Genomic DNA, 25,279 nt, shown 5'->3' with positions numbered 1-25,279 from the left:
TTATCCGGGGATGACTCCCCGAACATTGGCCAACAAAAAACCCCCCAAGGTAGGGGGGCGATAGCGCATCCGCGCCGCGAAAGCGATGTTGCATCCGCAACGCTACGCGATCGCATCTCTTAAGTTTTTTGGGGGGGGGGGTTATGCCGCGTCATTATCTGGGACAAAACGGATCAGGTCACTGGGTGTAACTCTTAAAGCGAGACATAAGCTGTTTAAGGTTTCCCCATCAATGCGAGGCATACTGTCAGTGTTTTTAAGGTTCCCGATAGAGTTGGGATGCTTGCCTAGCCTTTCCGCTAGTTCTTTGTTGGTTAACATCTGATCCGCCATTATGTGCCGTAATCGCCACTGGATCATAGTGTTTTTGCTAGTGATATTCATCTTTATCATACCTAAAAGCTTATCATCTGCAATTATACCATATAAGATAACATTCAGCCATAGATATAAAACAGTTAGACAGTTGACAACTTAATTCATGCTGTGTATAATAGAAACATGGCAAGCAAAAAACAAGTCTCACCGAGAATGGTTGAGACTGAACCTTTTGGTCACGTTGACGCAACGCCATAAGCCAACCAAGACTCAACGCCCAAAGATAGCCTTTACACCATCGCCCCTATCCGGGAATCAACTAGATAAACCGTCCAGGGCCGCCGGATAACCAGAAAGCGGGTAAGGCAGAAAAATCCGATAAGCGGGTACGCTTGCCAAAGTTACGGGTAATGCCGGATGAGTGCCGTACTGAGTTAGGTTATTTCCACAAAAACTTTAAAACCCGCATCAGCGCTACTTCTTGGCGGAATACGCTGACACGGGCAAATCCAGAACCTTTACAAAGAAAAGGACTGATTTCCTATGAATATAACACAAACCGTCACCGTTCAGGTATCCCTGGGGGATGAACTTGCGTCTCTCCATGACCTGACAGTGTTTACCGATGACCAGTTAGAGGCACTACTGGAAGCTTGTAGCTCATCTCTGAGAACGGGATGCAACATTGCGGCAACGCTTGAAGAATGTGGCACTGCATCATATTTTGATGATGATTTTCTCGAGTCGGTGAATACTTTTGCTTATGACGATCCGCGCCAAGAATTAATCGAGGCGATCGTCTTTATTGCTGCCCGGTTGCATCAACTGGAAACTGATGAGGTAGCAGCATGAGCATCTTAAGTAACGCCTTCTCTTTTAACAGCACTGAGCAATATTTAGAAGCTTGGGACAAATGTGACCAGGTACTTTCTAATCTGTCTGCACTTATTTCTTATATGGAAAGTGCAGCGACTTTAACTGATTGCTCGGAATCATATTTAGCCAAAATCAGAGAATCTGAAGCAACCCTAAGAGAAGCGATGAATTTACTCTGCCAGGACTGTGAACGATTTATGAATGGCAAGGATAAATGAAAAATCATCAGATAAAGAATGCGCTTACGCTGCTAAAATTTCTTCTGAATTGGCTAATAATTCAGTACCAATTGATGAAGAAAGCAGGCATTGTCCCAATTGTGGGTTAGGGGCATTTGACTCGTCATTTTTTGGGTATTACTGTCCCGATGAAGAATTCGGCAAATATTGACCGGAAACGGAAATGAGGCGGTATAACTAACAGGGAACACCCTCAAAGCTATTGCCTAGGGTGTTCCCCTTTGATTCAAGGATTTAAGTATTATGAAAAGACTTTACGCGGCCTTTAACATCCGACAGTTAAAGGCTAAACTTTCTCATCTCAGTCGGACATCTTTCAGAATCACTCGCAACTTTTTCAAGTCCAGACTAGGCATCGTCAAGCGGGACTGGTCACGGTTAACCAAGGCTGAAATCATCCGAGTTCTAGATTATTATTACGGTTCTTTAGTGCCTGACTTAGCAAAAACCATGCTAAGTGATTACCGTTTTCAAGTAACAAGCCCAAACAACTTTCTGAGCGTGTTGCCTAAATTACGCCGTGAGTCAGGTCAGCAGTGGCGATTAATAGAACCGGCCAAAAAGATAGATGAGTTGAGTAACTCTGGGATTTCCTTATATTTGGCTCAGTTCAAAAAAGTTTACCCCAAAAATTATCAACTGGACATCTGGGATAACCCAGAGTGTTTTCTGGTAGTTGCTGAGATAGGTACAGACCTTTATATCTATGTGTCTCAGCAATGTTTTGACGTGCCTGAGTTTTTGGGACAAATCAAACAAAAGTATGCAGAGTTAATGTTTGAACTGTCATCCCGGTTCATTTCGTTTCGCGGTGACTTTCGCGGTGACTCAGGGGTGATCGTGACCTGAAAAAGTCACCGTTGCACCTTGCCGGTGCAAAAGCTTGCACCTTTGATGTGACTAGGTTTCAAGCTTTCAGGCCACGGTGCGATCGCCAACGGTCAAGACGGATTTTCAATGGCTTGTCTTATCTCGTTGGCTCAAGCTGAAGAATAGGGGCTGCGAAGGCTCTACATCGCTGTACATCTGTGAGGGGACTAATCCCCCGATAGACATTCGTATATCTCCATCCTTAACGCTATGACGGATAACCATCAACTTAATTGCCTCCCCGAAGAGGTCACAGAAGGCTTAACGCCTCAACAAATAGAGCAGGTAACAATGATTGCTGTTTACAATTATGAGGCTGCCCTTAAATATGCAGAATTGATTAAAACCGAAAAGTATCAAAAAAAGCTTAAGCGAATAGGACACTACGGCATGGACCCTTTGATTCTCGATAGTTTCGCTAAGGGCGTGTTGCAAAGACTCCAGAATTACACTCCAGATGTCACGCAATGTTGTTGCTGTGAAGATAAGGTTCCTAAAGGTCAGAAGTTTTGTTCAGTCGAATGTAGTGACCTAACTGACAAAATACTAAGCGGCAAACAAACGCAGGTGAGATTTCCGTTTGCAAAAAAAACGGACTATTGGCGGAGAAAAGTAGGGAGACAAGCCTTACCTTACTCTGTAGAAATAAAATCTGAAAATTTGCCGTTTAATGAATTTTCTGATTAAAAAAAGACTGTACAATGAATTAAGTTTGCTGGAAGTGGCAATTACTGATTCATTGTACAGTCTTTTTTTTAGATGTTGACAGATTTAAGTTAAGTTGATTAGCTATTTTTTTTGAACTGATAATCTGTTAACGCTAACAAAGTTAATAGCTACAAAAAAAGCAACTATGTCTACTCAATCTATCTCTAAAGCAGAAACGATCATGAAAATTTCCCAGCCTGACAAAATTCTATTTGACTTAAGCTCAAGTAATAATTTTACCACTAAAGATGAGCTTGTCAACCTATTTAAAGGTGCTCATCCATTGATTCCAGATGATTTACTGGAATGGATGGCGGCAGATTTAAGCGCCAGCGCGATCGCCCCTGAAATCGCCTTAGCCAATTTTAAACCAGTTTACGACGACGAAAAAATTGCACAGTTCCTAGGCTGGAAATCTTATAAAGGGGAACCAGGTTGGCTGAGTGGTGATTCTTTGGAACGGCAATTTAAGCCCAGGAAACCGCTTCTTCTGGATGGCAAACCAGCCAAGTACCTTACTTCCAAGGGCGGCTATGATGCGGCATTGCTTAAGGGGATTGACTGGGATGCGATCGCTGACGACCCCACAAAACCTATTATCATCACTGAAGGTGCCAAAAAAGCAGCAAGTTTAATCAGTCAAGGACTGATAGCTGTTTCCTTGCCAGGTGTTAATATGGGACATCTTAAAGGGGGATGCGGCACAAAGCTTGTCCCTGGTCTTGACCTTTTGGCTAGATCAGGACGACATTTTTGCATAGCTTTTGATGCAGATATCGTCAGTAAGCCACAAGTGAGAAGCGCACTTAAAAGTCTTGCTGAAACACTCATCAACAAAGATTGCACCGTGAGTGTTTGGACTTGGGATATCTCAATCGGTAAAGGTATAGATGATGTAATTGCCAACGGAAAATACAACCAAGTGAAAGAAACTCAACACGATGTCTGGTTACAAAAACTGGAGAAACAGTTTAACTCCGAGTCGCGGAAAGGTGACTCAAAGCGTTCTGCCGTCCGAAAAAATGACAATAATTTTGCTGATGAGATTGCTGAAGAATACCAAGGCAAACTTATCTGGGAATCTTACCCTAGCCGTTGGATGATGTATGGCAAAGAGCAGGACGGGATGTGGTCAGAAATTCACTCCGATTCTGTCAACCGCATGATCGTGTCTTATCTGGATGTCAATAATGAGGCTTACACAGATAAAAAAGTTAAATCAATTTCTGCCTTGTTAAGAATAAAACTCAGCACCGATAATTGGAAGATGTCGCCCGACCTGATCCCATATCGTGATGGAGTTTTTGACCTTAAAACCAACCAACTTAAATCCCATTCCCCTGGTTATCGTTTTACGTGGCAATTGCCCTACCCATATCAGTCTCAAAATGACAACTGGAACAAAATTAATGAGTGGCTAGATTTTGCTACTCAAAACAACCAACGAAATAAACAAACTTTAATCGCTTACATGGCGGCCACTTTGCGTGGACGTTCAGACTTGCAAAAGTTTCTGTATTTACAGGGGCATGGCGGTAGCGGTAAAGGGACTTTTATTCGGTTGCTTGTTGACCTCATTGGTAAAAATAATATCCATTCCAGCAGCCTGAGTGACTGGAATGGCAACCGCTTTGAGACCGCCAATGCCTATCAGAAACGTCTTACGGTGTTCCCGGATGAAGACAGCAAAGTAAACAATTATGCTAAATTTCTCAAGCTGACGGGTCAGGATGATTTAAGAGCAGAGGAAAAAGGAAAAAAAGCATTTTGTTATCGATATGACGGAATGGTCGTCATGGCATCGAACAAATCTGTGTTTGTGGGGGGTGCCAGCAGTGCGATCGCGCGTCGAATGATTCTCGTTCCGTTCAATGCAAAAGTTAACCCCAGTCAGGTACGCGACCTTAACGCTGACTTCCAAGATGAACTTCCTGCGTTCTCTCGTTACTTGCTGAGTCTGGATAACAGATGGATATCCCGTACTCTCAAGGGGGACAACAGTTGCACGGGATTGATTACGTCAGATTCATGGGAAACTCAATTTAATTCTGATGGCCTAGCTGCATGGTTTGATGAGTGCGTGGTCGTGGATCAAGAAGGCCAGGAACAAATTGGCAGCAAAAAAGCTGACTCAACGAGCAGTCTGCGAGACTGCACTACGCTTTACGAGAGTTACACTTTGTATTGCTATCAAAACAACTATCAACCTAAAAACAGTCGAAATTTTAGCACTGACTTACTCGAATTAACACAACGTACCTTGGGCCTAGATATCAAAAAACAACGTAACCAATCTTATCGTGTTATTACAGGATTGCGTTTACGCAATTTCCAATCTGATAAAGAAATCCCCACTTACGGCGAAATATTAGAATCTGCCAACGAAGCTCATCACCACGCCATGTCGGATGGAATGTCGGATACGATGTCGGGTGGAATGTCGGATGAAACCCTTGCCGTGACTGAGGATGTCGGGTGTGTCGGGTCAAGCGACACTTCTTTTTCTAGTGAAAACACAGCGGCCACAAAAACAGAGGCAAGCGCCTCTGATGAAACTAGCTTGGTCAGGAAAGAACTGGCTTTTTACACAACATCTCTCATCAAGGAACTCGAAGAGCTTGGAGTCTCACCAGAAGAAGTTCAAAGTAAGCTGACAAAGTGGTATGGAGTAAAATATCGCCCACAACTTAACATTCAGCAGTTAGTTGACTTTAGCGAGAAGTTGCGTACTTGGCTCAAAGATTTGCGATCGCATTCTTAGCAAGGGTGACTTGTATCTGGTTAAACTGGATACAGGTTACATGGTTGTTAACAGTCAAGACAAAAAAAGAAAAGTATTATCACTATTTGTGCTTAATTATGGTATCTATTGTAAACTGAATAGAAACTGATTAAGCGCAAATAGCGTGCAAGCAACTTGTTTGTTACGGGTAATTTAGATACAAAACTGACGCTAGAAGTATCAGTCAAGGTACAAAGTACGAGTAAGAAGATTTTTGAGTGCTTAGGATGTAGTCAGGGTATGGGTTTTAAACGCTTTTGTTTACTATTTGATTTAGATGGCACGATCGCCAACACTGACCGTTTTCATATGCAAGCTTGGCAACAAATGCTGCATGATTATCACATCACCGTGGATGAAATTTTTTATCGGCAGCATATCAGTGGCAAAAAAAATCAGCACATTGTCGAGCAGATATTCCCGGAATTATCCCCAGAAGCGGGAGAACAATTAGCTAAACAAAAAGAATCCCTATTTCGGCAGTTAGCCACACAAATCAAACCCTTAGCCGGACTTTTGGAACTGTTGCAATGGACAAAAACTCAGGGATTAGGGCGATCGCTCGTCACCAATGCCCCTCGCGACAATGTGGACTTTATGCTCAATCTGTTAAACCTGACCGAAACATTTTCTCCCATAATACTGGGGGAAGAAGCCCCAGCACCCAAACCTCATCCCGATCCTTACCTGATGGCATTGGAAAAACTGGGCTTATCCCCAAAAGAAGCGATCGTCTTTGAAGATTCTCTCACCGGAATCCGTTCGGCAGTCGCCGCTGGAATTCAAACAATTGGCATTGCCTCCACTCACGAACCAAATACCCTGAAAAACGAAGGGGCGACGATGGTAGTTGCGGATTTCACCGACTCCCAACTCTGGGCAATGCTGGATTCTCTGACCAATAGGGCTTAATTTGTTGCCGTGGTCGCTGGCCTAGTTTTGCTACGTCTATTTTTATCTTGCTTTATCTTGCTTATACTTAGATAAGGAATTAAATCTAGCAATCTTCTCAGTCAGACATCAGCCCGGTGGCGTAATTCGTCTACGCCATCAGGCTGATATAGCGTATATTCTGAAAACCCAAAACCAACCCAAAACAAAAAACCCGATCAACTGACCTGGCGATGGCTTATACCAGGGAAATTCAATGAATTTTTCGATTCAATGGATTCATTTTCTACTCTAGAGCGGGGAAAAGCATCAGCCAAATGGCGTAATTCTTCTACGCCATTTGGCGTATATTCTTGAAGGCCACAAACAAAAAACCCGATCAATTGACCGGGCGAGGGCTTATACCATGGAAGTTGAATGAATTTTTCTATTCAGTACATTCATTTTCTACCCTAGAGCGGGGAAAAGCATCAGCCAAATGGCGTAATTCTTCTACGCCATTTGGCGTATATTCTTGAAGGCCACAAACAAAAAACCCGATCAATTGACCGGGCGATGGCTTATACCATAGAAGTTGAATGAATTTTTCGATTCAGTACATTCATTTTCTGCTGTAGAGCCAGGAAAAACATCCGTCTGATGGCGTAATTCTTCTATGCCAAAAAGCGGATATTGTTGTTGACTAAGCCGAGGAGATGAGGCGATCGCACCATTACCATTACCCACTTAGGCTTGTCTGACAAACTCACTGGTATTTAACCGTGTTTCCCCCAAACCTGGCACCCAAACCACCCATTTATCCAGACTTTCTTCACACAGCAGGATGGCTTCTTCAAAACTTAGGGCGGTCAGGGGTTTAATCAAGCTTACCCAATCACCAGAGCAAAATAGCAGCTTGTCGTGAGTTGTTTCTGGGGATGGAATGACTGACGAGGCTTTGGGATAGTTTTTTGTTTGCTGCTGCTCAGTGGTGAATTTCATACAACTCTCCTGTAAATGAATAAGTAATTATGCTGAAAATTTTTCAATGATTTTAGGGAGATGCAACTTTTAATTAAATATTTGTCTGTAGCTAAATATACAAAAACTCTGAAAAATGCGTCAATAATTTGTCACACAAATTTATGAATAAATGAGTGACTGCTTAATTAATGAGTAATTGTACGGAATATCTAATTTGTCTCTCGCTATAAGTAGATGTGCTTAAATAAATTCAACATAGACCCCATTAGAGGATGCATAGGAAAGAGGATGCATAGGAAAGAGGATGCATAGGAAAAAGGATGCATAGGAAAGACGATGCATAGGAAAGACGATGCATAGGAAAGAGGATGCATAGGAAAGACGATGCATAGGAAAGATATTCTCTCTCCTACGAATCTCTCTTCTCTTTTCTCTCTCCTCTCTCCTACGAACCTCTCTCCTCCCTATATGCGGGAATCCAAGGATTTACGTCGGGGAACGAAAAGTGCAATTAATTATCTTCACCTACTTATGAAGAACCAGATTTTAGTTACGAATAACTAACAAGTAACACAAAAGGAGAAGTAGTAACAAATGACTATCGGCATTTGGATCTTAGGCGATCAACTGTATCAGACTCAAACTGCACTTACCGCAGTTTCCCCAGAGACTCCCACGATATTCATCGAGTCATTAGATTATGTGCTCGTTCAAGCTGCTATGATGGGGCGGCGTTATCACCGGCAAAAATTGGTGCTGGTTTGGTCGGCAATGCGACATTTTGCCGCTGAGTTGCGCGATCGCGGCATACCAATTACTTACTATAACAATGCCCCAAACTTTGAAACTCCACTGAGGGAATGGGTGCAGCAAAACCGCATTACAGAATTGCGGGTGATGACCCCAAATGACCGTCCTTTTACTCAACTAATTCAGGGGTTAAACTTGCCTTGCCAAATTACCTTAGTGGAAAATAACCATTTCCTGTGGACGGTAGCAGAATTTCAGGAATGGGCTAAATCCAGAAAACGGCTATTAATGGAAGATTTTTATCGTCAAAGCCGAAAACGGTTTAATATTTTAATGGCGGATGATAAACCTGTGGGCGGTCAATGGAATTTTGACCAAGAAAATCGTAAACCTCTGGCGAGTTCAAAACTTTTTTCTGGGAAGGATGGTCAACTCAAAACACCGCCAATTTTGGAGTTTCCCCCGGATGCCATAACTCAAGCAGTTATACAACAAGTGAATAGCTTACCCGAAAGCCAACTTTATGGAAAAATTGCCTCTTTTTCTTGGGGGGTGACTCGTTCACAAGGGCTACAAGTGTTAGACTATTTTATTCAGCATTGCTTGGGGAATTTTGGCCATTATCAAGATGCGATGGTGACAGGAGAAGCAACTCTCTGGCATTCTTTACTTTCCCCTTATTTAAATTTAGGATTACTGCATCCTTTAGAAGTGATTCAATCCGCTGAAAAAGCTTATGCTGATTTTTCGCTTCCTTTAAATAGTGTGGAAGGGTTTATCCGGCAAATTATGGGGTGGCGAGAATATATGCGCGGGGTGTATTATTTTATGGCTGATGACTATGGGGAAAATAACTGGTTTCAGCACGATCGCCCGCTGCCAGATTTTTTCTGGGATGCCAAAAAAACTAATCTAAATTGTCTGCATCAAGTGCTGTCTCAAGTGGAAGAAACTGGCTATGCTCACCATATTCAACGATTAATGATTTTGAGTAATTTCGCTTTAATTTCTGGACTGTTGCCCCAAGCGGTAGAAAGTTGGTTTCACTCTGCATTTATTGATAGCTATGATTGGGTGATGCAACCAAATGTTATCGGGATGGGTTTGTTTGCGGATGGCGGTGTTTTGGCTTCTAAGCCTTATGCAGCTTCGGCGAATTATATTCATAAAATGAGTGATTATTGTCGCGATTGTGTTTATGATTATAAAAAGCGCACCGGGGAAAATGCTTGTCCGTTTAATTTCTTTTATTGGGATTTTTTGTCTCGGCACCGGGAAAAGCTGAAGTCTCAAGGGCGGATGAGTTTTATTTTAAAAAATTGCGATCGCATTTCCCCGGAAGAATGGCAAGCAATTCACCAAAAAGCCCAAGACTGGCATTCTAGTCAAGAGATTTAGCGATTTAGAAACCGGGTTTTTATTTAATCTCACCATTTGTTTGTCAAAACTATAAAAAACCCGGTTGTTGAAAATTCATAATTATGTCTAAATATTCGGTAATTTCCCGCGCTACTTGAGTCCCATTGCTGCATTTTATGGTAATCTCTTGATCGATGGAGTAAACTTGGATTGGCTGGTTTTTTCCTTTGAGCTTATAACAGCCTAAATTGATAAAATCCCAGTGTTTTTGGGTACTATTTTTTACGGCTTCAGAAAAAACCAGCGATCGCGGTAAATTTCTGGTTAATGCTTCTAATCTAGATGCGGCATTAACTACATCCCCAATCACTGTATAGTCTTTTTTAAAAGATGAGCCTAAATTCCCTTCAATCACCATTCCTTTAGTTATACCAATCCCCGTATATAATACTTTTAAAACACTATCTTCTTGGGCATAATTTCGCAACATGGCGACATCTAGCAAAATATCTAAACCCGCTTGAATCGCCGCATCTGCTTGGTCGGCATCAAAATAAGCCATAACACAATCGCCAATAAATTTGGTAACTTCCCCCCCGGCTTCACTAATAATTTTAGCACAAGAAGTTAAATAATGATCTACCAAGTAAACAACGTGCTCTACAGGCAGTTTATCCGCAAAAGCCGAAAAAGAAACAATATCACTAAACATAATGATTTTTTCTATTTTTTTAGGACGCAATTCTAAAGGATTTATCCCTTGTTGAATTAGTTTAAAAATAGTGTTTTGAGTGTACTTTTCTAAAATCCCGTGTGATTCGGTAATAGTTTCTAATAAGGTTTTAATTGGTTGAATAATTAGATCGGTATTATGCTCTAAATCAATGATTTGCATTGACCATTCAGGAAATAGTCGTTCGGTGACATTGAGTTCTGATTTTAAGCAAAGAATATCGGTGTGCCTAGGATCGTCCAAGATTCTTTGGTAAATTTGATCGATGTCTTCGGCTTCTCCTTCGAGAATTTGGAAAAACATTCCGTCTAAGCACAGTAAAACTCCAGTAATATTTCTGGCTTGATTATTCTGCTGAGAAATTTTACCGATTTTTTCAATATCGGCGGCAGTTAAGTTAAGAGAAAATCGACTAATATATGTGAGTCTTTTCATGGCAGCAATCTGGTGAAATAAAATAACCGGGAATTGAGGATCTAATCAACTCAAAAAACCTTGAGTTTCCTTGGTAGAGGTTGAGAAAATGACTCTATAGGTAAAAATAAAGTTAAGATGCACCAGAGAGACGGGAAATTTGATGGTTGCGCTGAAACTGATGATTACCCTGATATCCTGAGTCAGCGATCGCTCCAACCCCAGATTAGGAGAGAGATTCTGATTTACAGCAATTTTCTCCGCGAGTAAACCACAAAGCATTTGTAGGGGCGAAGCATTCCGGCATTTGTAGGGGCGAATGGCCATTCGCCCCTACAAATGCTGAAAATATTAAATTAAATACCGCTTGGGCTTCGCCCTAGCGTGGTTCAGTAATCTGAAAACCGCTGTAAGTCATCTCCAGAATCTCGACCACCGAGGGTGAACTGGGTTGGTGTCCCTTTTTACCGATTGTGGCATAGCACGGACGATTTATGTATAGGTAAGCATGAGAAAAAATAATTTTTGAGCAGAGGTTTACTCAAATCGTATTCTAGAAATAGAGCTATAAATCAGTAAAAATGCAAATTCAAGGCACAACAAAGTTACTCGGAGTGATGGGCGATCCGGTAGAACATTCTCTGTCTCCGGCTATGCACAATGCAGCGATCGCCCACTTAGGCATCGATTATGTTTATTTGCCTTTCCCGGTCAAACCGGCAAAATTAGCCACCGCAGTGGCAGGTTTGGCGGCTATTGGGGTGAAAGGTTTTAATCTGACGATTCCCCACAAACAAGCGATTATCCCGCTACTATCAGAGGTGTCCCCGTTGGCTCAGTCCGTGGGGGCGGTGAATACGGTTTACTGGACCGAACGGGGTTGGGTGGGTACAAATACTGATGTGGCAGGGTTTCTCGCTCCTTTGCGATCGCTGAACCAATCCCTGAACCGCGACTGGAAGCATACCAAAGTGGTGATTTTAGGCGCTGGTGGGGCTGCCCGTGCGGTGGTGGCGGGTTGTCGAGAGTTGGGCTGTACGGAAATTCTTATGGTCGGTCGCAACCGGGATAAGTTAGCGGCTTTTGCAGAAAGTTGGTTAAATACGCCGATTTCTGTGCCCCTGACCGTTCATCCTTGGGAGGAATTATCGATGGTATTACCAGAAACGGGTTTATTGGTGAATACAACTCCCATTGGGATGTATCCCCAGGTGGAGCGATCGCCTCTTAGTGACGCGGATTTTACTTGTTTGAATTCTCAGACTATTGTTTATGATTTAATTTATACTCCTAGTCCGACGCAATTTTTGCAACAGGCGAAAGCAGTAGGGGCGATCGCGATTGATGGTAGTGAAATGCTGGTTCAGCAAGGAGCCGCAGCATTAAAAATTTGGATCGAGCAACCCGTTCCTGTGGAAGTAATGCGCCAAGCTTTGCACCAAAAGTTAGGTCTAGCCACTTAGTGAAAAAATGCTTTAGCTTGATCCCTTGATTTTATGCAAACTAATCAGTGTATAACCTTAATTAAGCATTTCCAAATGCTGGCTCGATATAATACTTTGGCTAATTTGAGAATTTATCAGGCTTGTTCCCAGCTTTCTCGCGCTGAACTGACTCGATTTCGGCCATCATTTTTTGGCAGTATTTACGCTACCCTGAATCATATTCTGGTTTGCGATCGCCTCTGGTTAGCCAGATTTGCCAGTAATACGGTTAAAAATTATGACCTTAACGCCATTTTATATGAAACATTCTCGGAACTGGAAAAAGCGAGAATTGTTGAAGATGGCCATATTGAAAGTTTCACCCAAAATATGGCGGAGGAGTTTCTGCAAGAAACGATTAAGTATTACGATCGCGACGGCAAATTCCAAGAATATTCTGCTATCTTATTGTTGGAACATTTTTTTCATTATCAGACCCATCATCGGGGTCAAGTCCATGACATGATTACTCAAACAGAAATCATTCCCCCAGTTTTAGATTTACATCGATTGCTTAGACCTTATGCGGGAATGTATCTGAATTAGTTAGAAGTGGTGGGCATTGCCCACCCTACGTTATTTGTAATTTATTGATGATTTATTGATAATTAAAATCAATTGAAAAATGAGCAAAATTAGCTGTTGTTTAAAAATTCAGGGGGCGGTACAGGGAGTGGGATTTCGCCCTTTTATTTATCGTCTGGCTACGGAGTTAAACCTGGTGGGTTGGGTGAATAATTCTGCCGAAGGAGTTATGATTTCCGTGGAAGGCGATCGCGCTTTGTTAGAAACCTTTATTGAGCGGATTAAAACGGAAAAACCACCGGCATCTTTTATCCAAAGTTTAGAAATAAATTGGGCAGAAATTATCGGCTATGAAAATTTTGAAATTCGCCCCAGCCTTCCGGGAACGAAAACGGCGATTGTTTTAGCGGATTTAGCGACCTGTCCAGATTGTTTTGCCGAAATTTTTGACCCCGAAAATCGGCGTTATCGTTATCCTTTTACTAACTGTACTAATTGTGGGCCACGCTATACGATTATTGAGTCGGTTCCCTACGATCGCCCCGCTACAACCATGAAGAAGTTTGATTTATGTTCTGACTGTGAAAGGGAATATCATAATCCCAGCGATCGCCGGTTTCATGCTCAACCGAATGCTTGTCCCCAGTGCGGGCCGCATTTAGAATTGTGGGATAAAAATGGTGATATTTTGCAATCCCATGATGGGGCATTAATGGCGACGGTGGCGGCAATTCGCGAGGGCAAAATTGTGGCGATTAAAGGCTTAGGTGGGTTTCATTTAATGGTGGATGCCCACAATGAGGCAGCGGTGCAACGGTTGCGGGATAAAAAGCATCGCCCGGATAAACCTTTTGCTTTAATGTATCCTTCTTTGGCCAAAGTGCAAGGGGTTTGTGAGGTTTCTGAGATAGAGGCGGATTTGTTGCGATCGCCCCAAGCGCCGATTGTGTTATTAAGGCTAAAAAATTCAGGCAAAAATAATCATATTGCCCCGGCAGTTTCTCCGGGAAATCCCTATTTAGGCATTATGTTGCCTTATACACCTTTGCATCATTTATTGATGGCAGAATTGGGCGACCCGGTAGTAGCTACCAGTGGCAATTTAGCCGATGAACCAATTTGCACTGATGAAGCAGAAGCGATCGCCCGTTTGGGCAATATTGCGGATTTATTTTTAGTCCATAATCGTCCCATTGCCCGTCCGGTTGATGATTCCGTGGTGCGGGTGGTGAGCGATCGCCTACAGGTGATTCGTCGGGCGCGAGGTTATGCCCCGTTACCAGTTTTTTTACCAAAATTTCTCCAGGCAGAAAATGGGCAATCAGGAAAAGATAACGGTGCGGAAAAATCAGGGAGTAATTTATTAGCGGTAGGGGGACATTTCAAGAATGCGATCGCGATTTTGATGGCAGATAAAGTGTTTCTCAGTCAGCATATTGGGGATATGGAAACGCCCCAAGCTTTTGATGCTTTTCAAACCGTAATTAAAACCCTGGGTAGCATTTATGATTTTCAGCCGGACGGCATTGCTTGTGATGCTCACCCGGATTATATTTCTAGCGAATATGCGCGATCGCAGTCTTCATTTTTTGGGCTGCCGGTGTTTTCGGTGCAACATCATTATGCCCATGTGCTCGCTTGTATGGCGGAAAATCAAATAGAACCGCCAGTTTTAGGCATTTCCTGGGATGGTACAGGGTATGGACTGGATGGGACTATTTGGGGCGGAGAGTTTCTCGCAGTCAGCGATCGCTCATTTCAGCGCGTGGCCCATTGGCGAACTTTTCGGCTACCGGGAGGGGAAAAAGCGGTGAAAGAACCTCGCCGAGTGGCTTTGGGATTGCTTTATGAGTTGTTTGGTGCGGATTTTGATGATGGTTTTAATCCGTTTAATCCGTTACCGCTTCAGGATTTTTCTCCCCGTGAGTTGCAAGTGATTAAGACTATGTTGCAAAAACAACTTAATGCACCTTTGACCAGCAGTATGGGTCGATTATTTGATGCGATCGCGGCTTTAATCGGGCTACGGCAAACGGTGACATTTGAAGGACAAGGGGCAATGGAGTTAGAATTTATTTTATCACAAATTGATGGGATTGATTCAGAAATTAATCCGATTAATCGGGATGCCGAATATTCATTTGCTATTGAAAATAATCCCGCAAATTTGCCAAATCAGCCGTTAATTGTGGATTGGCAACCGATGATTCGGGAAATCTTGGCGGATCTGCGATTCCAACAACCGATCGCCCTAGTTTCTCTGAAGTTTCATAATACTTTAGTGGCGGCAACTGTGGCGATCGCCAAACAAGTGGGCATTGAGAAAATTGCCCTGACAGGGGGTTGTTTTCAAAACAAATATTTAACGGAAAGAATGATTCAAAAATTAACAGAGGCAAACTTCCGTCCTTATTGGCATCAATGGGTTCCCCCCAATGATGGGGGGTTAGCGTTGGGGCAAATTATTGCGGCTTTACGAGAGCCCGCCGTCGGATGAGGGGCAGGGGGGCAGAGGGGCGCAATGCTTGCCATTGGTGTCAAGGTTTACCCCGCGATCCGGCGGGGATTAAAATCCCCGCCTCATAGCGCAAGTCGGTTAAAACCGACTAATGATAATTGGTAGGGGTCAACAGCCGTTGACCCCTACAGCATTTCAGTCGGTTTCAACCGACTTGATCTATGACACAGGGAATTTATTCCCTGGCGGGTGGCTTGCCATTGGTGTCAAGGTTTACCCCGCGATCCGGCGGGGATTAAAATCCCCGCCTGTAGGGGTCAACGGCCGTTGACCCCTACAGGCGGTTAAAACCGACTCTTGATCCTTATATTAAAAGCATTTCAGTCGGTTTCAACCGACTTGATCTATGACACAGGGAATTTATTCCCTGGCGGGTGGCTTGCCATTGGTGTCAAGGTTTACCCCGCGATCCGGCGGGGATTAAAATCCCCGCCTGTAGGGGTCAACGGCCGTTGACCCCTACAGGCGGTTAAAACCGACTCTTGATCCTTATATTAAAAGCATTTCAGTCGGTTTCAACCGGCTTGATCTATGAGACAGGGAATTTATTCCCTGGCGGGTGGCTTGCCATTGGTGTCAAGGTTTACCCCGCGATCCGGCGGGGATTAAAATCCCCGCCTGTAGGGGTCAACGGCCGTTGACCCCTACAGGCGGTTAAAACCGACTCTTGATCCTTATATTAAAAGCATTTCAGTCGGTTTCAACCGACTTGATCTATGAGACAGGGAATTTATTCCCTGGCGGGTGGCTTGCCATTGGTGTCAAGGTTTACCCCGCGATCCGGCGGGGATTAAAATCCCCGCCTCATAGCGCAAGTCGGTTAAAACCGACTAATGATAATTGGTAGGGGTCAACAGCCGTTGACCCCTACAGCATTTCAGTCGGTTTCAACCGGCTTGATCTATGAGACAGGGAATTTATTCCCTGGCGGGTGACTTGCCATTGGTGCCAAGGTTTACCCCGCGATCCGGCGGGGATTAAAATCCCCGCCTGTAGGGGTCAACGGCCGTTGACCCCTACAGGCGGTTAAAACCGACTCTTGATCCTTATATTAAAAGCATTTCAGTCGGTTTCAACCGACTTGATCTATGACACAGGGAATTTATTCCCTGGCGGGTGGCAGGCGGGTGGCAGCTTTCACCTTGACACCAATGGGGCTTGCGCTCCCCCGCTCCCCCGCTCCCCTGCACCCCCGCTTCCTTCTTAGGTTTCCTGCAAGACCTGATGAATCAAATCAGCAGCAAGTTGCAGTTTATCTCGTTGGGTCAAAGCGTCATAGTCAACTGTCACCACGGATTTAGCTTTGGGGATGGGCAGTTGAGGAATGCGATCGCACTGTTGTAGCTGCCAGGAATCATAAAAATAGTCAATGGGTTGACCGTACACGGCAGCAAAAGCCGGTAATTCTCGTTCTGCATCTACTTTGCGTTTGCCGTTTTCGATGCAGGATATGGCTTGTTGGCTGAGAGTCACTCCATAGCGAATTTCTAGCTGTTCGATGACTTGTTCTTGAGTCAGACCGAGGGATTCGCGAGTGGCTTTGAGGCGTTTGCCTAGTGAGAACGCCATATCAGAAAATCATGTAGATTACCACTAAATCTTAAATTTTCGCCGCACTTTCTTCTATCCGATAAACTTGTGCAGTTGCGAAAATCGCGTATTTTAGGGCGCTACGGAAAAGGGGGCGCAAGCATTGCGCCCCTACCAACAAAATGCGGATGTAGGGGCGATTCGCGAATCGCCCCTACAGAAAGATGTTTGCTTGATTAGTCCCGTAACAGGCGATCGAGGATTTCGGCAGCGAGTTGCAGTTTTTCCCGTGGGGTGAGGGGGTCTAAATCAAGAGGGATAGAAGGTTTCGGGGTTATGGTGGGTTCCCAGGATTCGTAAAAGTAATGGATGGGTTTGCCGTAGAGGGTTGCCAGGGCGGGGAGTTCGGTTTCGGCGTCGATTTTGCGTTTGCCTTGTTCCAGGGCTGAGAGGGCTTGTTGGCTGAGATGGACTCCGTAGCGGTGTTTTAGCTGTTCGATGACTTGTTGCTGCGTGAGTCCCAAAAGTCGGCGGGTGGCGCCTAGTCGCTGACCAAGGGAAGACTTCATGTGAAGATTTATTAAGTGTTATTTACTTATGTAACGATATAACAATTTTGGGAAAAATTGGTAATTTTTCCCAAAATATTAGATAATTAAATTGACTTATGATTTTCGTATATCAAATCGACGATAAGCGTTAGCGAAGCCTCGGCATTAGGCGATCGATATGCTACAGAGGCGATCGGTCTGAGTGAGAGAAATTTAATTCATAAGTGAGACGACACAATTCAATTGTTTGATAGAGCGTCAAGTTTTTTTGAAGTTCTACTGTGTTGATCAACTCTAAACCTAAATGAAATGCTGGCTAAAGAATAGCCAGTTAATTTTGTTTAGCGCGATCGCAGCGATCGCAGGTTGGGTTGAGGAACAAAACCCAACAACTGTAAAACTCTAACAAAATCTCTGGTGGGATGACGGCGCTATTATTTCCATAGACTATTTTCGCAATAATCATGGTAGCGCCTAACCCACCCAACCAAATACACCATTAGGAACGATCAAAATGTTAAACTTGCAGAAACTTCAAACCAAACTATTTTCTCTAGTGAAAATTAGTTTACTATTATTTCTCATCTTAGGCTTGTTTTCGTTGAATGCACGACCTGTTTATGCAATAATTTCAGGAGTTTCAGGTGTTAATATCGAAAACTTGACATTATTTCAAGCTAATGGTGATGTTAAAGTTGATTCGTTGCTCAGAATTGATAAGTTAATTGAATCTCGACTCTATGAATATGAACAAGATAAATCAAAAAATTTACCTCGTGAAAGTCAACTTTTTAATCAGGGGTTAGAACAGTCAAAGCAAAACAATTTTAAAGAAGCTATACCACTTTATACACAAGCTCTTCAACTTAATTCACAGTTTGCTAAAGCTTATGTGAGTCGAGGATATGCTAATTCTAAAATAAATCAACTAGACAAAGCTTTGAAAGATTATAATCAAGCTTTAGCTATCGATCCGGAATTGATAGAAGCTTACATTGGCAGAGGTAATCTTTATTTTCAACAATCTAAGTATCAAGAGGCAATTAGTGATTTTGATTCAGCAATCAATCTGAATGACAATTATTACGATGCTTACTTTAGTCGGGGTTCAGTTTACTTAGAACTCGAACAATACGAGCAAGCGCTTGAAGACTTTTCAGAAGCAATCAGCTTAAATCCAAAATATCTAGATGCATATCTTCAACGAGGTGATGTTGAGTCTGACTTAGAGGATTACCAACAAGCAATTAAAGATTACACGAACGCCATTAAACTAGATAGCGAGGGTCAAGAATATCTAGCTTATTATAAGCGTGGATTAGCTTTTTACTATTCAGGAGAAAGTAATCAAGCAATTAAAGATTTTGAGCAATGTTCCAAGATTAACCGTGACTTTGGTGATGCTTATTATCGTTTAGGCTTAGTCTGGCAAGATTTAGAGGACTATAACAAAGCTGTTAAATATTACGATCAAGCTTTGCAGTTCAATTCAGATAATTACTATCTTTACCTACAGCGAGGGATTTCTTTATATTTTCTAGACAAGTACACAAATGCCATTGATTCATTTGATGACGCTTTAAATTATGGCGATGGTAATGATGATTATTACTATTACGCTTGGTTATTGAAAGCATTTAGTTTAAATAAGTTAGAAAAATATGCAGAAGCAGTTAAATCATTTGACCAAGCCTTAAAATATAAGTCTAATGACTCCGATCTATACTTGATTCGAGGACTTGCTTTATCCGAATTAGAAAAATATGGAGAAGCAGTTGACTCTTATGATAAAGCCTTGCAATATAAGCCTGATGATGATCGAGCGTGGGAAAGGAAAGGAGACGCTTTATCCAAATTAGAAAAATATGGAGAAGCAGTTGACTCTTATGATAAAGCCTTGCAATATAAGCCTGATGATGATCGGGCGTGGGAAAATAAAGGAGACGCTTTATACTACCTAGGAAAATATGCAGAATCACTTAAATCCTATAATACAGCCTTGCAATATAATCCTGATGATGATTGGGCTTTATATCAGATAGCCTGTATTTATGGATTACAAAATAATGTACCCTTGGCCTTGGAAAATTTGCAAAAAGCAATTAAATTAGATTCAAAATACCGAGACACAGCCAAGACCGATCCAGATTTTGACTTGATTCGAGAACAACCAGAATTTCAGGAATTGCTGACAGCCAAAAATTTCTTAATTTTTTAAGCTGCAATAAAAGAGATAAATGGTAGGGGTCAATGACCATTGACCCCTACAGAAACCAACACACCGCAGCGCCTAACCCACCCTACCAAGTACCAGAAGTCGAAACCCGATCGCTTTTTTCAGAAAAATTTACGATGATTCATCAAGAAAACGTGATATGAAATTCACAACTACTATCAATTCAGGATTAGCAATTGTCATCGGTGCAACTGTTGGCATGGTCAATATTTCCAGTATTTTGCATTCAGGAAAAATAACTGAAGTGGCTATAGCGCACGGACGTTATCCTGGAGTTGACGAAAATGGCGATTATTATATTATTGGTGGCGAAGGTGGTTCATATATGCCTTATGTTTGGGAAGTGGTAGACCCCGACCCGAATGGATTAAACTGTCGCTTGATGAATAGACGTCAGTCCAATGGAACTAATGGAAGTGGAAGGGATATTTATAATTTTCCCGTAAGTCATAGATTTCTAGCCGGAGAAGAAATTTGGAGCGCAGGAATTAACTTAGACGATCGCGGATTACCTTGGGTATGGGTTGGCACCTCAGCGACAACATCAATTTGCTTTGTTCGAGCAAACACTAAATTTGTTCGACCAGTTAGACCTTTGGAAAGAATGTAAATTTTTAAACACACCGCAGCCCGATCGCAGATTGAATTGAGAGATAAAACCCAACAAATTTATTTCAATTCAGGATTATTTCAATAATTAAAGCAGCGCCTAACCCACCCTACCCAATCACTAATTTTATCCGAACATAACCCAAAAGCGATCGCTCCTAGTTTCAGAAACCGGGTTTCTTTTTGTACCTCCACAGTTAACGATAATATCCACCACAGAAACCCGGTTTCTTTTCCGGGGATAAACCCGGTTTCTTAGTTATTCGTGGGGTGTGAGAAACCGGGTTTCTTTTTGTATTCCACAGTTAACGATAATATCCACCACAGAAACCCGGTTTCTTAGTTATCCCGCTTGGTGTCAGAAACCGGGTTTCTTTCTTTAACTAGAATTAAAGCAATTTCAAAGACTAATTCTCCCTTGTGGTTAAACTCTCCGGTAATCATACTCGATAACAAGCCCCGGTTTCATTAACGCAGTAAACCACACACCGAGCATTGGGGTATTTTTCATCGGCTTTTTGTTCGGCAACCTTGTCATCTTTATCGATAAAATAGTCCCCGCTTTCGGGTTCTATGACCATAAACCAATCGTAGTAATCATCGATTAGTTTTGGTTTAGCTGCCTCAAAAATTTCGTCACAACGCTTCATTAATGCTTGCATTTCTTCATCGATTCGTGCCAGTTCTTCAGGGGAATAGCTGAGGTCTGGGAAGCCCCGACGCCGCAGCGGTGTCCGATGAGGTTTAGATATTTTGATCATTTTGATTTAGCCTAAAACTAGAATATTATACTTATTATATTACCTTATTTTTAGTAACTTTGAGAAAAAATATGTTAAATTTAATTAATAAATGAAATAGGCGATCGCGCCTGGTTTCAGAAACCGGGTTTCTTTTTGTAACTCCACAGTTAACGATAATATCCACCACAGAAACCCGGTTTCTTTTCTGGGGGCAAACCCGGTTTCTTGGTTATCCCGCTTGGTGTGAGAAACCGGGTTTCTTTTTGTCCTTCACAGTTAATCATAATATCCACCACAGAAACCCGGTTTCTTTTCTGGGGACAAAATAGAGCGATCGCCTATTTTATCCGAACATAACTTAGGGGTGATTCCCCCGCAGGAGCTTCGCGATCGCACCTACCATATAGCGGGGTTAGTGCTATAATTAAAACGAGATTTAGGAAAAAATCCCATGAGCATCACAATTCCCGATGACATCTTTCAAAGTACCGGAATGTCAGAAAGAGAGTTAAAGCTGGAAATCGCCGTTATGCTTTACCAAACAGAAAAATTAACCCTAGGTAACGCCAGTCGTTTAGCGGGGATGAATCAACTTAATTTCCAACAACTCCTTGCCAGTCGCAATATCTGCATTCATTATGATGTAGAAGATTTACAACAAGATATTCAAACATTGCAAGCGTTAGGAAAAATTTGATTGAACAACTTAATTATTGTCAGCAATACCTCACCGATCACCAGTCTAGCTGCGGTGGGACAACTAGACCTGCTGAAACAACTATATCAGCGCATTATCATCCCCGAAACGGTTTATCAGGAATTGATTGGCGCTAACCCCACAGTTCCAGGGGCAAAAGAAGTCTCAACCTACCCTTGGATAGAGACAAAAATAGTGGCGAACCAACCCCTAGTAAAAGCACTCCGGCAAAAACTCGATCCCGGAGAAGCAGCAGCCATTGCCTTGGCGATCGCTCTGAACGCCGATCGACTCATTATTGATGAACGTAAAGGCCGAAAAATAGCAATTGATATGGGTGTGCAAGTAATTGGAATTTTGGGAGTTCTCCTAGAAGCGAAATCTAACGGCTTAATCGATCGAGTGAAGCCAATAGTAGACGATTTAATTGCGATCGCCGGTTTCCGAATTAGTCAGCAACTCTACGCTGAAATTCTACAGGCAGCAAAAGAATCGTTGTAAGCCTGCCCCCGCGAAGGCGGGGGTGCGATCGCTCTCTGATGAGTTTCAGAAACCGGGTTTCTTTTTGTAACTCCACAGTTAACGATAATATCCACCACAGAAACCCGGTTTCTTAGTTATCCGTGGGGTGTCAGAAACCGGGTTTCTTTTTGTATTCCACAGTAGGGGCGATTCGCGAATCGCCCCTACATATCCACCACAGAAACCCGGTTTCTTTTAATCCAAAGTCAAAACTCCGCCAGAATAATCGGCAATCAGTCTTTTAAATCTTAACCAACGCACCCCTAAAAGGATATCTTTCACGCGAGAACCTCCGAAAACCGGAATTGTGAACTCTTCCTCATCTAAAAGCACAATTCCCTCATAGACATTTAAAGTAGTGATTCCACTAGCTGTTTGTACAGTTTTTGGTTCACTATATCGTTTCCAACCTAGAGCGATCGCGTCTTGGTTATGAACGATTAACCAACCAGTAAATCCTGTATCAAAAATTGCTTTGATCCGGTAATCAGTTTGATCTGCCGCAACTAAATCCACTGCAAAAACTAATTCTCCCTTTTGATTAAAATCCCCTGATATCATATTTTATCACAAGCTCCAGTTTCATTAATGCAGAAAATAATGCACTGGGCATTTGGGTGTTTTTCATGGGCTTTTTGGCTGACTACTTTGTCATCTTTATCGATAAAATATTCGCCACTTTGGGGTTCGATCGCCATAAACCAGTCGTAGTAATCGTTAATTAACTCCGGTTGAACCCGTTGAAACACAACTTGACATTTTTGTAGTAATTCTTGCATTTCCGCTTCTTGTCGTTGGATTTCTTGCGGGTCAAGTTCGCGGTCTGGAAATACTCGACCTAGACGCGCTTGGCGATGACTTTCAGATATTTTGCTCATTTTCTATTACCTTCGCTTGGTAATCTTCTATTTATTATTATAGCTGAATTAGGATAAAAAAGTAGGAAATAAGTAGGTGGGCAGAAATAAATACACCACAGACCATATCAGAAGAAAAACTGTCATTCCCGCGTTAGGCGAAGCCCATGCCAAAGGCTATAGGCGGGAATCCAAAGCCTATCGGCGGAGAAAGAAAAGTGCAATTAATTATGTTCACCTACTTAGGCATAATGGGTGTGAGAAACCGGGTTTCTTTTTTGACTCCACAGTTAATGATAATATCCACCACAGAAACCCGGTTTCTTTTAATCCAAAGTCAAAACTCCGCCTGAATAATCGGCAATCAGTCGCTTAAATTGCAACCAACGCACACCCAAGAGAATTTCTTTCACGCGAGAACCTGCTAAAACAGGAATGGTAAATTCCTCCCCATCGATCGCCACAATTCCCTCGTAAACATTAAAAAATACTATTCCTCCTGCTGTTTGACTTCTTCTAGGTTTTGGTTTTTGTAACCACCCTAAATCCTTCGCATCTTGGTTATTCATCAGCAGCCAATCATTGAAGCCTGTATCAAAAATTGCCTGAACTGGAAAATCAGTTTCATCTGCTGCAATTAAACCAATTTAAAAGACTAACTCTCCCTTGTGGTTAAACTCTCCGGTAATCATACCCGACAACAAGCTCCTGTTTCATTAATACCGTAAACTGCACACCAGGTGTCCTGGTGTTTTTCACGGGCTTTCTGAATGGCCACCTTGTCATCTTTATCGATAAAATAATCCCCGCTTTCCGGTTCGATGACCATATACCAATCGTAGTAATCATCGATTAGTTTTGGTTTAGCTGCCTCGAAAATTTCGTCACACCGCTTCATTAAAGCTTGCATTTCTGCTTCGACTTTCTCAATTTCTTCGGGAGTTGGCTCGCGACCAGGAAAGACTTTACCTAGACGAGGGTTGAAGTGAGTTTCTGAGGTGTTAATCATTTTTTTATCCTCCAAAAATAATCTTATATTTGTTATTGTAACTTAATTTTAGTAAATCTGAGGAAAGTTAGGTTAAATTTAATTAATAAATGAAATAGGCGATCGCTCTCTGATAAGTTTCAGAAACCGGGTTTTTTTTGTATTCTACAGTAGGGGCGTTCTCGCATTCGCCCCTACATATTCACTACAGAAACCCGGTTTCTTTTAATCCAAAGTCAAAACTCCGCCAGAATAATCGGCAATCAGTCGCTTCAATTGCAACCAACGCACCCCCAGGAGAATTTCTTTAATGTCATCGCCACCCAAAACGGGAATAATTAACTCCTCTTGATCGATGAGTATAATCCCCTCGTAGACATTAAAAAAGACTGTCCCTGCTGCTGTTTTAACTTTTCTGGGTTTTCGCCGTTGCAACCACCCTAAATTATCAGCATCTTCGTTATTCATCAACAGCCAATCATTAAAACCTGTATCGAAAATTGCCTGAACTTGCCAATCAGTTTCATCGGCTGCAATTAAAGCAATTTCAAACACTAATTCTCCCTTATGGTTAAACTCTCCGGTAATCATGCTCGATAACAGGCTCCGGTTTCATTCACGCAGTAAACCACACACCGAGCATTGGGGTATTTTTCATCGGCTTTTTGTTCGGCAACCTTGTCATCTTTATCGATAAAATAGTCCCCGCTTTCCGGTTCGATGACCATATACCAGTCGTAATAATCATCGATTAGTTTTGGTTTAGCTGCCTCGAAAATTTCGTCACAACGCTTCATTAATGCTTGCATTTCCGCCTTGCGTTGGGCGAGTTCTTCTGGGGAACGTTGGCGTTCTGGAAATACTCGACCTAGACGCGCTTGGCGATGATTTTCAGATATTTTGCTCATTTTCTATTACCTTCGCTTGGTAATCTTCTATTTATTATTATAGCTGAATTAGGATAAAAAAGTAGGAAATAGGCATGATAGGTTTCAGAAACCGGGTTTTTTTTGTATTCCACAGTAGGGGCGAATGGCCATTCGCCCCTACATATCCACCACATTCGCCCCTACATATCCACCACAGAAACCCGGTTTCTTAGTTATTCGTGGGGTG

At 42.4% G+C, this 25,279-nt stretch carries 28 protein-coding genes; 14 read left to right on the top strand and 14 right to left on the bottom strand.

The window, feature by feature from the left end; all coding sequences use genetic code 11:
• Nucleotides 1-141 precede the first annotated feature (141 nt).
• Nucleotides 142-360 (bottom strand): helix-turn-helix domain-containing protein, encoded by a 219-nt coding sequence (locus tag ABWT76_RS07790; RefSeq protein ID WP_354635897.1) that lies wholly within the window; start codon nt 358-360, stop codon nt 142-144.
• A gap of 501 nt (nt 361-861) precedes the next feature.
• Here ABWT76_RS07790 and ABWT76_RS07785 point away from each other — a divergent pair.
• The 6 genes from ABWT76_RS07785 (at nt 862) to ABWT76_RS07760 (ending at nt 6,705) form a co-directional block, all read left to right on the top strand.
• The gene (locus tag ABWT76_RS07785; RefSeq protein WP_354635896.1) at nt 862-1,170 is read left to right on the top strand and encodes a hypothetical protein; all 309 of its coding nucleotides are present in this window, start codon (nt 862-864) and stop codon (nt 1,168-1,170) included.
• Nucleotides 1,167-1,412 carry a hypothetical protein gene (locus tag ABWT76_RS07780; RefSeq protein WP_354635895.1) on the top strand — a complete coding sequence of 82 codons (246 nt, stop codon included), beginning with the start codon at nt 1,167-1,169 and terminating at the stop codon, nt 1,410-1,412. Before ABWT76_RS07785 ends, ABWT76_RS07780 begins: the two co-directional genes overlap by 4 nt.
• Nucleotides 1,413-1,676: 264 nt before the next feature.
• Nucleotides 1,677-2,282: a hypothetical protein gene (locus ABWT76_RS07775; protein ID WP_354635894.1), complete on the top strand. Its 606-nt coding sequence runs from the start codon at nt 1,677-1,679 to the stop codon at nt 2,280-2,282.
• A 231-nt stretch (nt 2,283-2,513) separates the two neighbouring features.
• Nucleotides 2,514-2,990 (top strand): hypothetical protein, encoded by a 477-nt coding sequence (locus ABWT76_RS07770; protein ID WP_354635893.1) that lies wholly within the window; start codon nt 2,514-2,516, stop codon nt 2,988-2,990.
• Between the two features lie 166 nt (nt 2,991-3,156).
• Nucleotides 3,157-5,772, top strand: coding sequence for a phage/plasmid primase, P4 family (locus ABWT76_RS07765; protein WP_354635892.1), 2,616 nt, complete (start codon nt 3,157-3,159; stop codon nt 5,770-5,772).
• A gap of 261 nt (nt 5,773-6,033) precedes the next feature.
• Nucleotides 6,034-6,705 carry an HAD family phosphatase gene (locus ABWT76_RS07760; protein ID WP_190879669.1) on the top strand — a complete coding sequence of 224 codons (672 nt, stop codon included), beginning with the start codon at nt 6,034-6,036 and terminating at the stop codon, nt 6,703-6,705.
• A gap of 705 nt (nt 6,706-7,410) precedes the next feature.
• Here the strand turns inward: ABWT76_RS07760 and ABWT76_RS07755 are convergent.
• On the bottom strand, nt 7,411-7,665 hold the full coding sequence (locus tag ABWT76_RS07755; RefSeq protein ID WP_054465976.1) for a hypothetical protein: 255 nt from the start codon (nt 7,663-7,665) through the stop codon (nt 7,411-7,413).
• Between the two features lie 576 nt (nt 7,666-8,241).
• On the opposite strand from ABWT76_RS07755, the gene ABWT76_RS07750 reads away from it, so the two are divergent.
• Complete coding sequence (locus tag ABWT76_RS07750; RefSeq protein WP_190879672.1) at nt 8,242-9,795, top strand: cryptochrome/photolyase family protein; 1,554 nt, start codon at nt 8,242-8,244, stop codon at nt 9,793-9,795.
• A 49-nt stretch (nt 9,796-9,844) separates the two neighbouring features.
• On the opposite strand, the gene ABWT76_RS07745 is transcribed toward ABWT76_RS07750, so the two are convergent.
• Nucleotides 9,845-10,924: a BLUF domain-containing protein gene (locus tag ABWT76_RS07745; RefSeq protein WP_190879674.1), complete on the bottom strand. Its 1,080-nt coding sequence runs from the start codon at nt 10,922-10,924 to the stop codon at nt 9,845-9,847.
• A 45-nt stretch (nt 10,925-10,969) separates the two neighbouring features.
• On the bottom strand, nt 10,970-11,230 hold the full coding sequence (locus ABWT76_RS07740; RefSeq protein ID WP_156331671.1) for a hypothetical protein: 261 nt from the start codon (nt 11,228-11,230) through the stop codon (nt 10,970-10,972).
• A gap of 254 nt (nt 11,231-11,484) precedes the next feature.
• Between ABWT76_RS07740 and ABWT76_RS07735 the strand changes: the two genes are divergently transcribed.
• The 3 genes from ABWT76_RS07735 (at nt 11,485) to hypF (ending at nt 15,409) form a co-directional block, all read left to right on the top strand.
• Nucleotides 11,485-12,366 (top strand): shikimate dehydrogenase, encoded by an 882-nt coding sequence (locus ABWT76_RS07735; protein WP_354635891.1) that lies wholly within the window; start codon nt 11,485-11,487, stop codon nt 12,364-12,366.
• Between the two features lie 75 nt (nt 12,367-12,441).
• Complete coding sequence (locus ABWT76_RS07730; RefSeq protein ID WP_242053087.1) at nt 12,442-12,933, top strand: DinB family protein; 492 nt, start codon at nt 12,442-12,444, stop codon at nt 12,931-12,933.
• 79 nt (nt 12,934-13,012) lie between these two features.
• Nucleotides 13,013-15,409, top strand: a complete 2,397-nt coding sequence (gene hypF / locus ABWT76_RS07725) for a carbamoyltransferase HypF (RefSeq protein WP_354635890.1) — start codon at nt 13,013-13,015, stop codon at nt 15,407-15,409.
• Between the two features lie 1,224 nt (nt 15,410-16,633).
• On the opposite strand, the gene ABWT76_RS07720 is transcribed toward hypF, so the two are convergent.
• The 3 genes from ABWT76_RS07720 to ABWT76_RS07710 form a co-directional block, all read right to left on the bottom strand.
• Nucleotides 16,634-16,999, bottom strand: a complete 366-nt coding sequence (locus ABWT76_RS07720; RefSeq protein ID WP_190879680.1) for a helix-turn-helix domain-containing protein — start codon at nt 16,997-16,999, stop codon at nt 16,634-16,636.
• 197 nt (nt 17,000-17,196) lie between these two features.
• Nucleotides 17,197-17,529 (bottom strand): helix-turn-helix transcriptional regulator, encoded by a 333-nt coding sequence (locus ABWT76_RS07715; protein WP_354635889.1) that lies wholly within the window; start codon nt 17,527-17,529, stop codon nt 17,197-17,199.
• A gap of 313 nt (nt 17,530-17,842) precedes the next feature.
• The gene (locus tag ABWT76_RS07710) at nt 17,843-17,977 is read right to left on the bottom strand and encodes a hypothetical protein (protein ID WP_354635888.1); all 135 of its coding nucleotides are present in this window, start codon (nt 17,975-17,977) and stop codon (nt 17,843-17,845) included.
• 48 nt (nt 17,978-18,025) lie between these two features.
• Here ABWT76_RS07710 and ABWT76_RS07705 point away from each other — a divergent pair, with 48 nt between their 5' ends.
• Both ABWT76_RS07705 and ABWT76_RS07700 read left to right on the top strand, forming a co-directional pair.
• Nucleotides 18,026-19,729 carry a tetratricopeptide repeat protein gene (locus tag ABWT76_RS07705; protein ID WP_354635887.1) on the top strand — a complete coding sequence of 568 codons (1,704 nt, stop codon included), beginning with the start codon at nt 18,026-18,028 and terminating at the stop codon, nt 19,727-19,729.
• A 157-nt stretch (nt 19,730-19,886) separates the two neighbouring features.
• Nucleotides 19,887-20,357, top strand: coding sequence for a hypothetical protein (locus ABWT76_RS07700; RefSeq protein WP_354635886.1), 471 nt, complete (start codon nt 19,887-19,889; stop codon nt 20,355-20,357).
• Between the two features lie 439 nt (nt 20,358-20,796).
• On the opposite strand, the gene ABWT76_RS07695 is transcribed toward ABWT76_RS07700, so the two are convergent.
• Nucleotides 20,797-21,117 (bottom strand): hypothetical protein, encoded by a 321-nt coding sequence (locus ABWT76_RS07695; RefSeq protein WP_190879687.1) that lies wholly within the window; start codon nt 21,115-21,117, stop codon nt 20,797-20,799.
• A gap of 433 nt (nt 21,118-21,550) precedes the next feature.
• Here ABWT76_RS07695 and ABWT76_RS07690 point away from each other — a divergent pair, with 433 nt between their 5' ends.
• The gene (locus ABWT76_RS07690; RefSeq protein WP_054465987.1) at nt 21,551-21,796 is read left to right on the top strand and encodes a UPF0175 family protein; all 246 of its coding nucleotides are present in this window, start codon (nt 21,551-21,553) and stop codon (nt 21,794-21,796) included.
• Complete coding sequence (locus tag ABWT76_RS07685; RefSeq protein ID WP_354635885.1) at nt 21,797-22,297, top strand: DUF3368 domain-containing protein; 501 nt, start codon at nt 21,797-21,799, stop codon at nt 22,295-22,297. It begins immediately after the preceding gene.
• Between the two features lie 216 nt (nt 22,298-22,513).
• Here the strand turns inward: ABWT76_RS07685 and ABWT76_RS07680 are convergent, their stop codons facing one another.
• The 6 genes from ABWT76_RS07680 to ABWT76_RS07655 form a co-directional block, all read right to left on the bottom strand.
• The gene (locus ABWT76_RS07680; protein WP_054465989.1) at nt 22,514-22,879 is read right to left on the bottom strand and encodes an aspartyl protease; all 366 of its coding nucleotides are present in this window, start codon (nt 22,877-22,879) and stop codon (nt 22,514-22,516) included.
• Nucleotides 22,876-23,196, bottom strand: a complete 321-nt coding sequence (locus ABWT76_RS07675; protein ID WP_054465990.1) for a hypothetical protein — start codon at nt 23,194-23,196, stop codon at nt 22,876-22,878. The genes ABWT76_RS07680 and ABWT76_RS07675 overlap by 4 nt, the downstream gene beginning before the upstream one ends.
• A 305-nt stretch (nt 23,197-23,501) precedes the next feature.
• Nucleotides 23,502-23,744, bottom strand: coding sequence for a hypothetical protein (locus ABWT76_RS07670; protein ID WP_197285264.1), 243 nt, complete (start codon nt 23,742-23,744; stop codon nt 23,502-23,504).
• A 119-nt stretch (nt 23,745-23,863) separates the two neighbouring features.
• The gene (locus tag ABWT76_RS07665; protein WP_190879693.1) at nt 23,864-24,184 is read right to left on the bottom strand and encodes a hypothetical protein; all 321 of its coding nucleotides are present in this window, start codon (nt 24,182-24,184) and stop codon (nt 23,864-23,866) included.
• 204 nt (nt 24,185-24,388) lie between these two features.
• Nucleotides 24,389-24,754 carry an aspartyl protease gene (locus ABWT76_RS07660; RefSeq protein ID WP_190879695.1) on the bottom strand — a complete coding sequence of 122 codons (366 nt, stop codon included), beginning with the start codon at nt 24,752-24,754 and terminating at the stop codon, nt 24,389-24,391.
• Nucleotides 24,751-25,071: a hypothetical protein gene (locus tag ABWT76_RS07655; RefSeq protein ID WP_054465992.1), complete on the bottom strand. Its 321-nt coding sequence runs from the start codon at nt 25,069-25,071 to the stop codon at nt 24,751-24,753. The genes ABWT76_RS07660 and ABWT76_RS07655 overlap by 4 nt, the downstream gene beginning before the upstream one ends.
• Between the last annotated feature and the right edge of the window lie 208 nt (nt 25,072-25,279).

This window comes from Planktothricoides raciborskii GIHE-MW2 (assembly GCF_040564635.1).
Taxonomy (GTDB): Bacteria; Cyanobacteriota; Cyanobacteriia; order Cyanobacteriales; family Laspinemataceae; genus Planktothricoides; species Planktothricoides raciborskii.
Note: the sequence above shows the minus strand (reverse complement) of the source record. Positions and strands in the feature narration are given on the sequence as shown.

Bases quoted from the DNA above. Each gene is read 5' to 3' on its own strand.
- ABWT76_RS07790 (WP_354635897.1), bottom strand. From the start codon at position 360: ATGATCCAGTGGCGATTACGGCACATAATGGCGGATCAGATGTTAACC.
- ABWT76_RS07785 (WP_354635896.1), top strand. From the start codon at position 862: ATGAATATAACACAAACCGTCACCGTTCAGGTATCCCTGGGGGATGAA.
- ABWT76_RS07780 (WP_354635895.1), top strand. From the start codon at position 1,167: ATGAGCATCTTAAGTAACGCCTTCTCTTTTAACAGCACTGAGCAATAT.
- ABWT76_RS07775 (WP_354635894.1), top strand. From the start codon at position 1,677: ATGAAAAGACTTTACGCGGCCTTTAACATCCGACAGTTAAAGGCTAAA.
- ABWT76_RS07770 (WP_354635893.1), top strand. From the start codon at position 2,514: ATGACGGATAACCATCAACTTAATTGCCTCCCCGAAGAGGTCACAGAA.
- ABWT76_RS07765 (WP_354635892.1), top strand. From the start codon at position 3,157: ATGTCTACTCAATCTATCTCTAAAGCAGAAACGATCATGAAAATTTCC.
- ABWT76_RS07760 (WP_190879669.1), top strand. From the start codon at position 6,034: ATGGGTTTTAAACGCTTTTGTTTACTATTTGATTTAGATGGCACGATC.
- ABWT76_RS07755 (WP_054465976.1), bottom strand. From the start codon at position 7,665: ATGAAATTCACCACTGAGCAGCAGCAAACAAAAAACTATCCCAAAGCC.
- ABWT76_RS07750 (WP_190879672.1), top strand. From the start codon at position 8,242: ATGACTATCGGCATTTGGATCTTAGGCGATCAACTGTATCAGACTCAA.
- ABWT76_RS07745 (WP_190879674.1), bottom strand. From the start codon at position 10,924: ATGAAAAGACTCACATATATTAGTCGATTTTCTCTTAACTTAACTGCC.
- ABWT76_RS07740 (WP_156331671.1), bottom strand. From the start codon at position 11,230: ATGGCCATTCGCCCCTACAAATGCCGGAATGCTTCGCCCCTACAAATG.
- ABWT76_RS07735 (WP_354635891.1), top strand. From the start codon at position 11,485: ATGCAAATTCAAGGCACAACAAAGTTACTCGGAGTGATGGGCGATCCG.
- ABWT76_RS07730 (WP_242053087.1), top strand. From the start codon at position 12,442: ATGCTGGCTCGATATAATACTTTGGCTAATTTGAGAATTTATCAGGCT.
- hypF (WP_354635890.1), top strand. From the start codon at position 13,013: ATGAGCAAAATTAGCTGTTGTTTAAAAATTCAGGGGGCGGTACAGGGA.
- ABWT76_RS07720 (WP_190879680.1), bottom strand. From the start codon at position 16,999: ATGGCGTTCTCACTAGGCAAACGCCTCAAAGCCACTCGCGAATCCCTC.
- ABWT76_RS07715 (WP_354635889.1), bottom strand. From the start codon at position 17,529: ATGAAGTCTTCCCTTGGTCAGCGACTAGGCGCCACCCGCCGACTTTTG.
- ABWT76_RS07710 (WP_354635888.1), bottom strand. From the start codon at position 17,977: ATGATTATTGCGAAAATAGTCTATGGAAATAATAGCGCCGTCATCCCA.
- ABWT76_RS07705 (WP_354635887.1), top strand. From the start codon at position 18,026: ATGTTAAACTTGCAGAAACTTCAAACCAAACTATTTTCTCTAGTGAAA.
- ABWT76_RS07700 (WP_354635886.1), top strand. From the start codon at position 19,887: ATGAAATTCACAACTACTATCAATTCAGGATTAGCAATTGTCATCGGT.
- ABWT76_RS07695 (WP_190879687.1), bottom strand. From the start codon at position 21,117: ATGATCAAAATATCTAAACCTCATCGGACACCGCTGCGGCGTCGGGGC.
- ABWT76_RS07690 (WP_054465987.1), top strand. From the start codon at position 21,551: ATGAGCATCACAATTCCCGATGACATCTTTCAAAGTACCGGAATGTCA.
- ABWT76_RS07680 (WP_054465989.1), bottom strand. From the start codon at position 22,879: ATGATATCAGGGGATTTTAATCAAAAGGGAGAATTAGTTTTTGCAGTG.
- ABWT76_RS07675 (WP_054465990.1), bottom strand. From the start codon at position 23,196: ATGAGCAAAATATCTGAAAGTCATCGCCAAGCGCGTCTAGGTCGAGTA.
- ABWT76_RS07670 (WP_197285264.1), bottom strand. From the start codon at position 23,744: ATGAATAACCAAGATGCGAAGGATTTAGGGTGGTTACAAAAACCAAAA.
- ABWT76_RS07665 (WP_190879693.1), bottom strand. From the start codon at position 24,184: ATGATTAACACCTCAGAAACTCACTTCAACCCTCGTCTAGGTAAAGTC.
- ABWT76_RS07660 (WP_190879695.1), bottom strand. From the start codon at position 24,754: ATGATTACCGGAGAGTTTAACCATAAGGGAGAATTAGTGTTTGAAATT.
- ABWT76_RS07655 (WP_054465992.1), bottom strand. From the start codon at position 25,071: ATGAGCAAAATATCTGAAAATCATCGCCAAGCGCGTCTAGGTCGAGTA.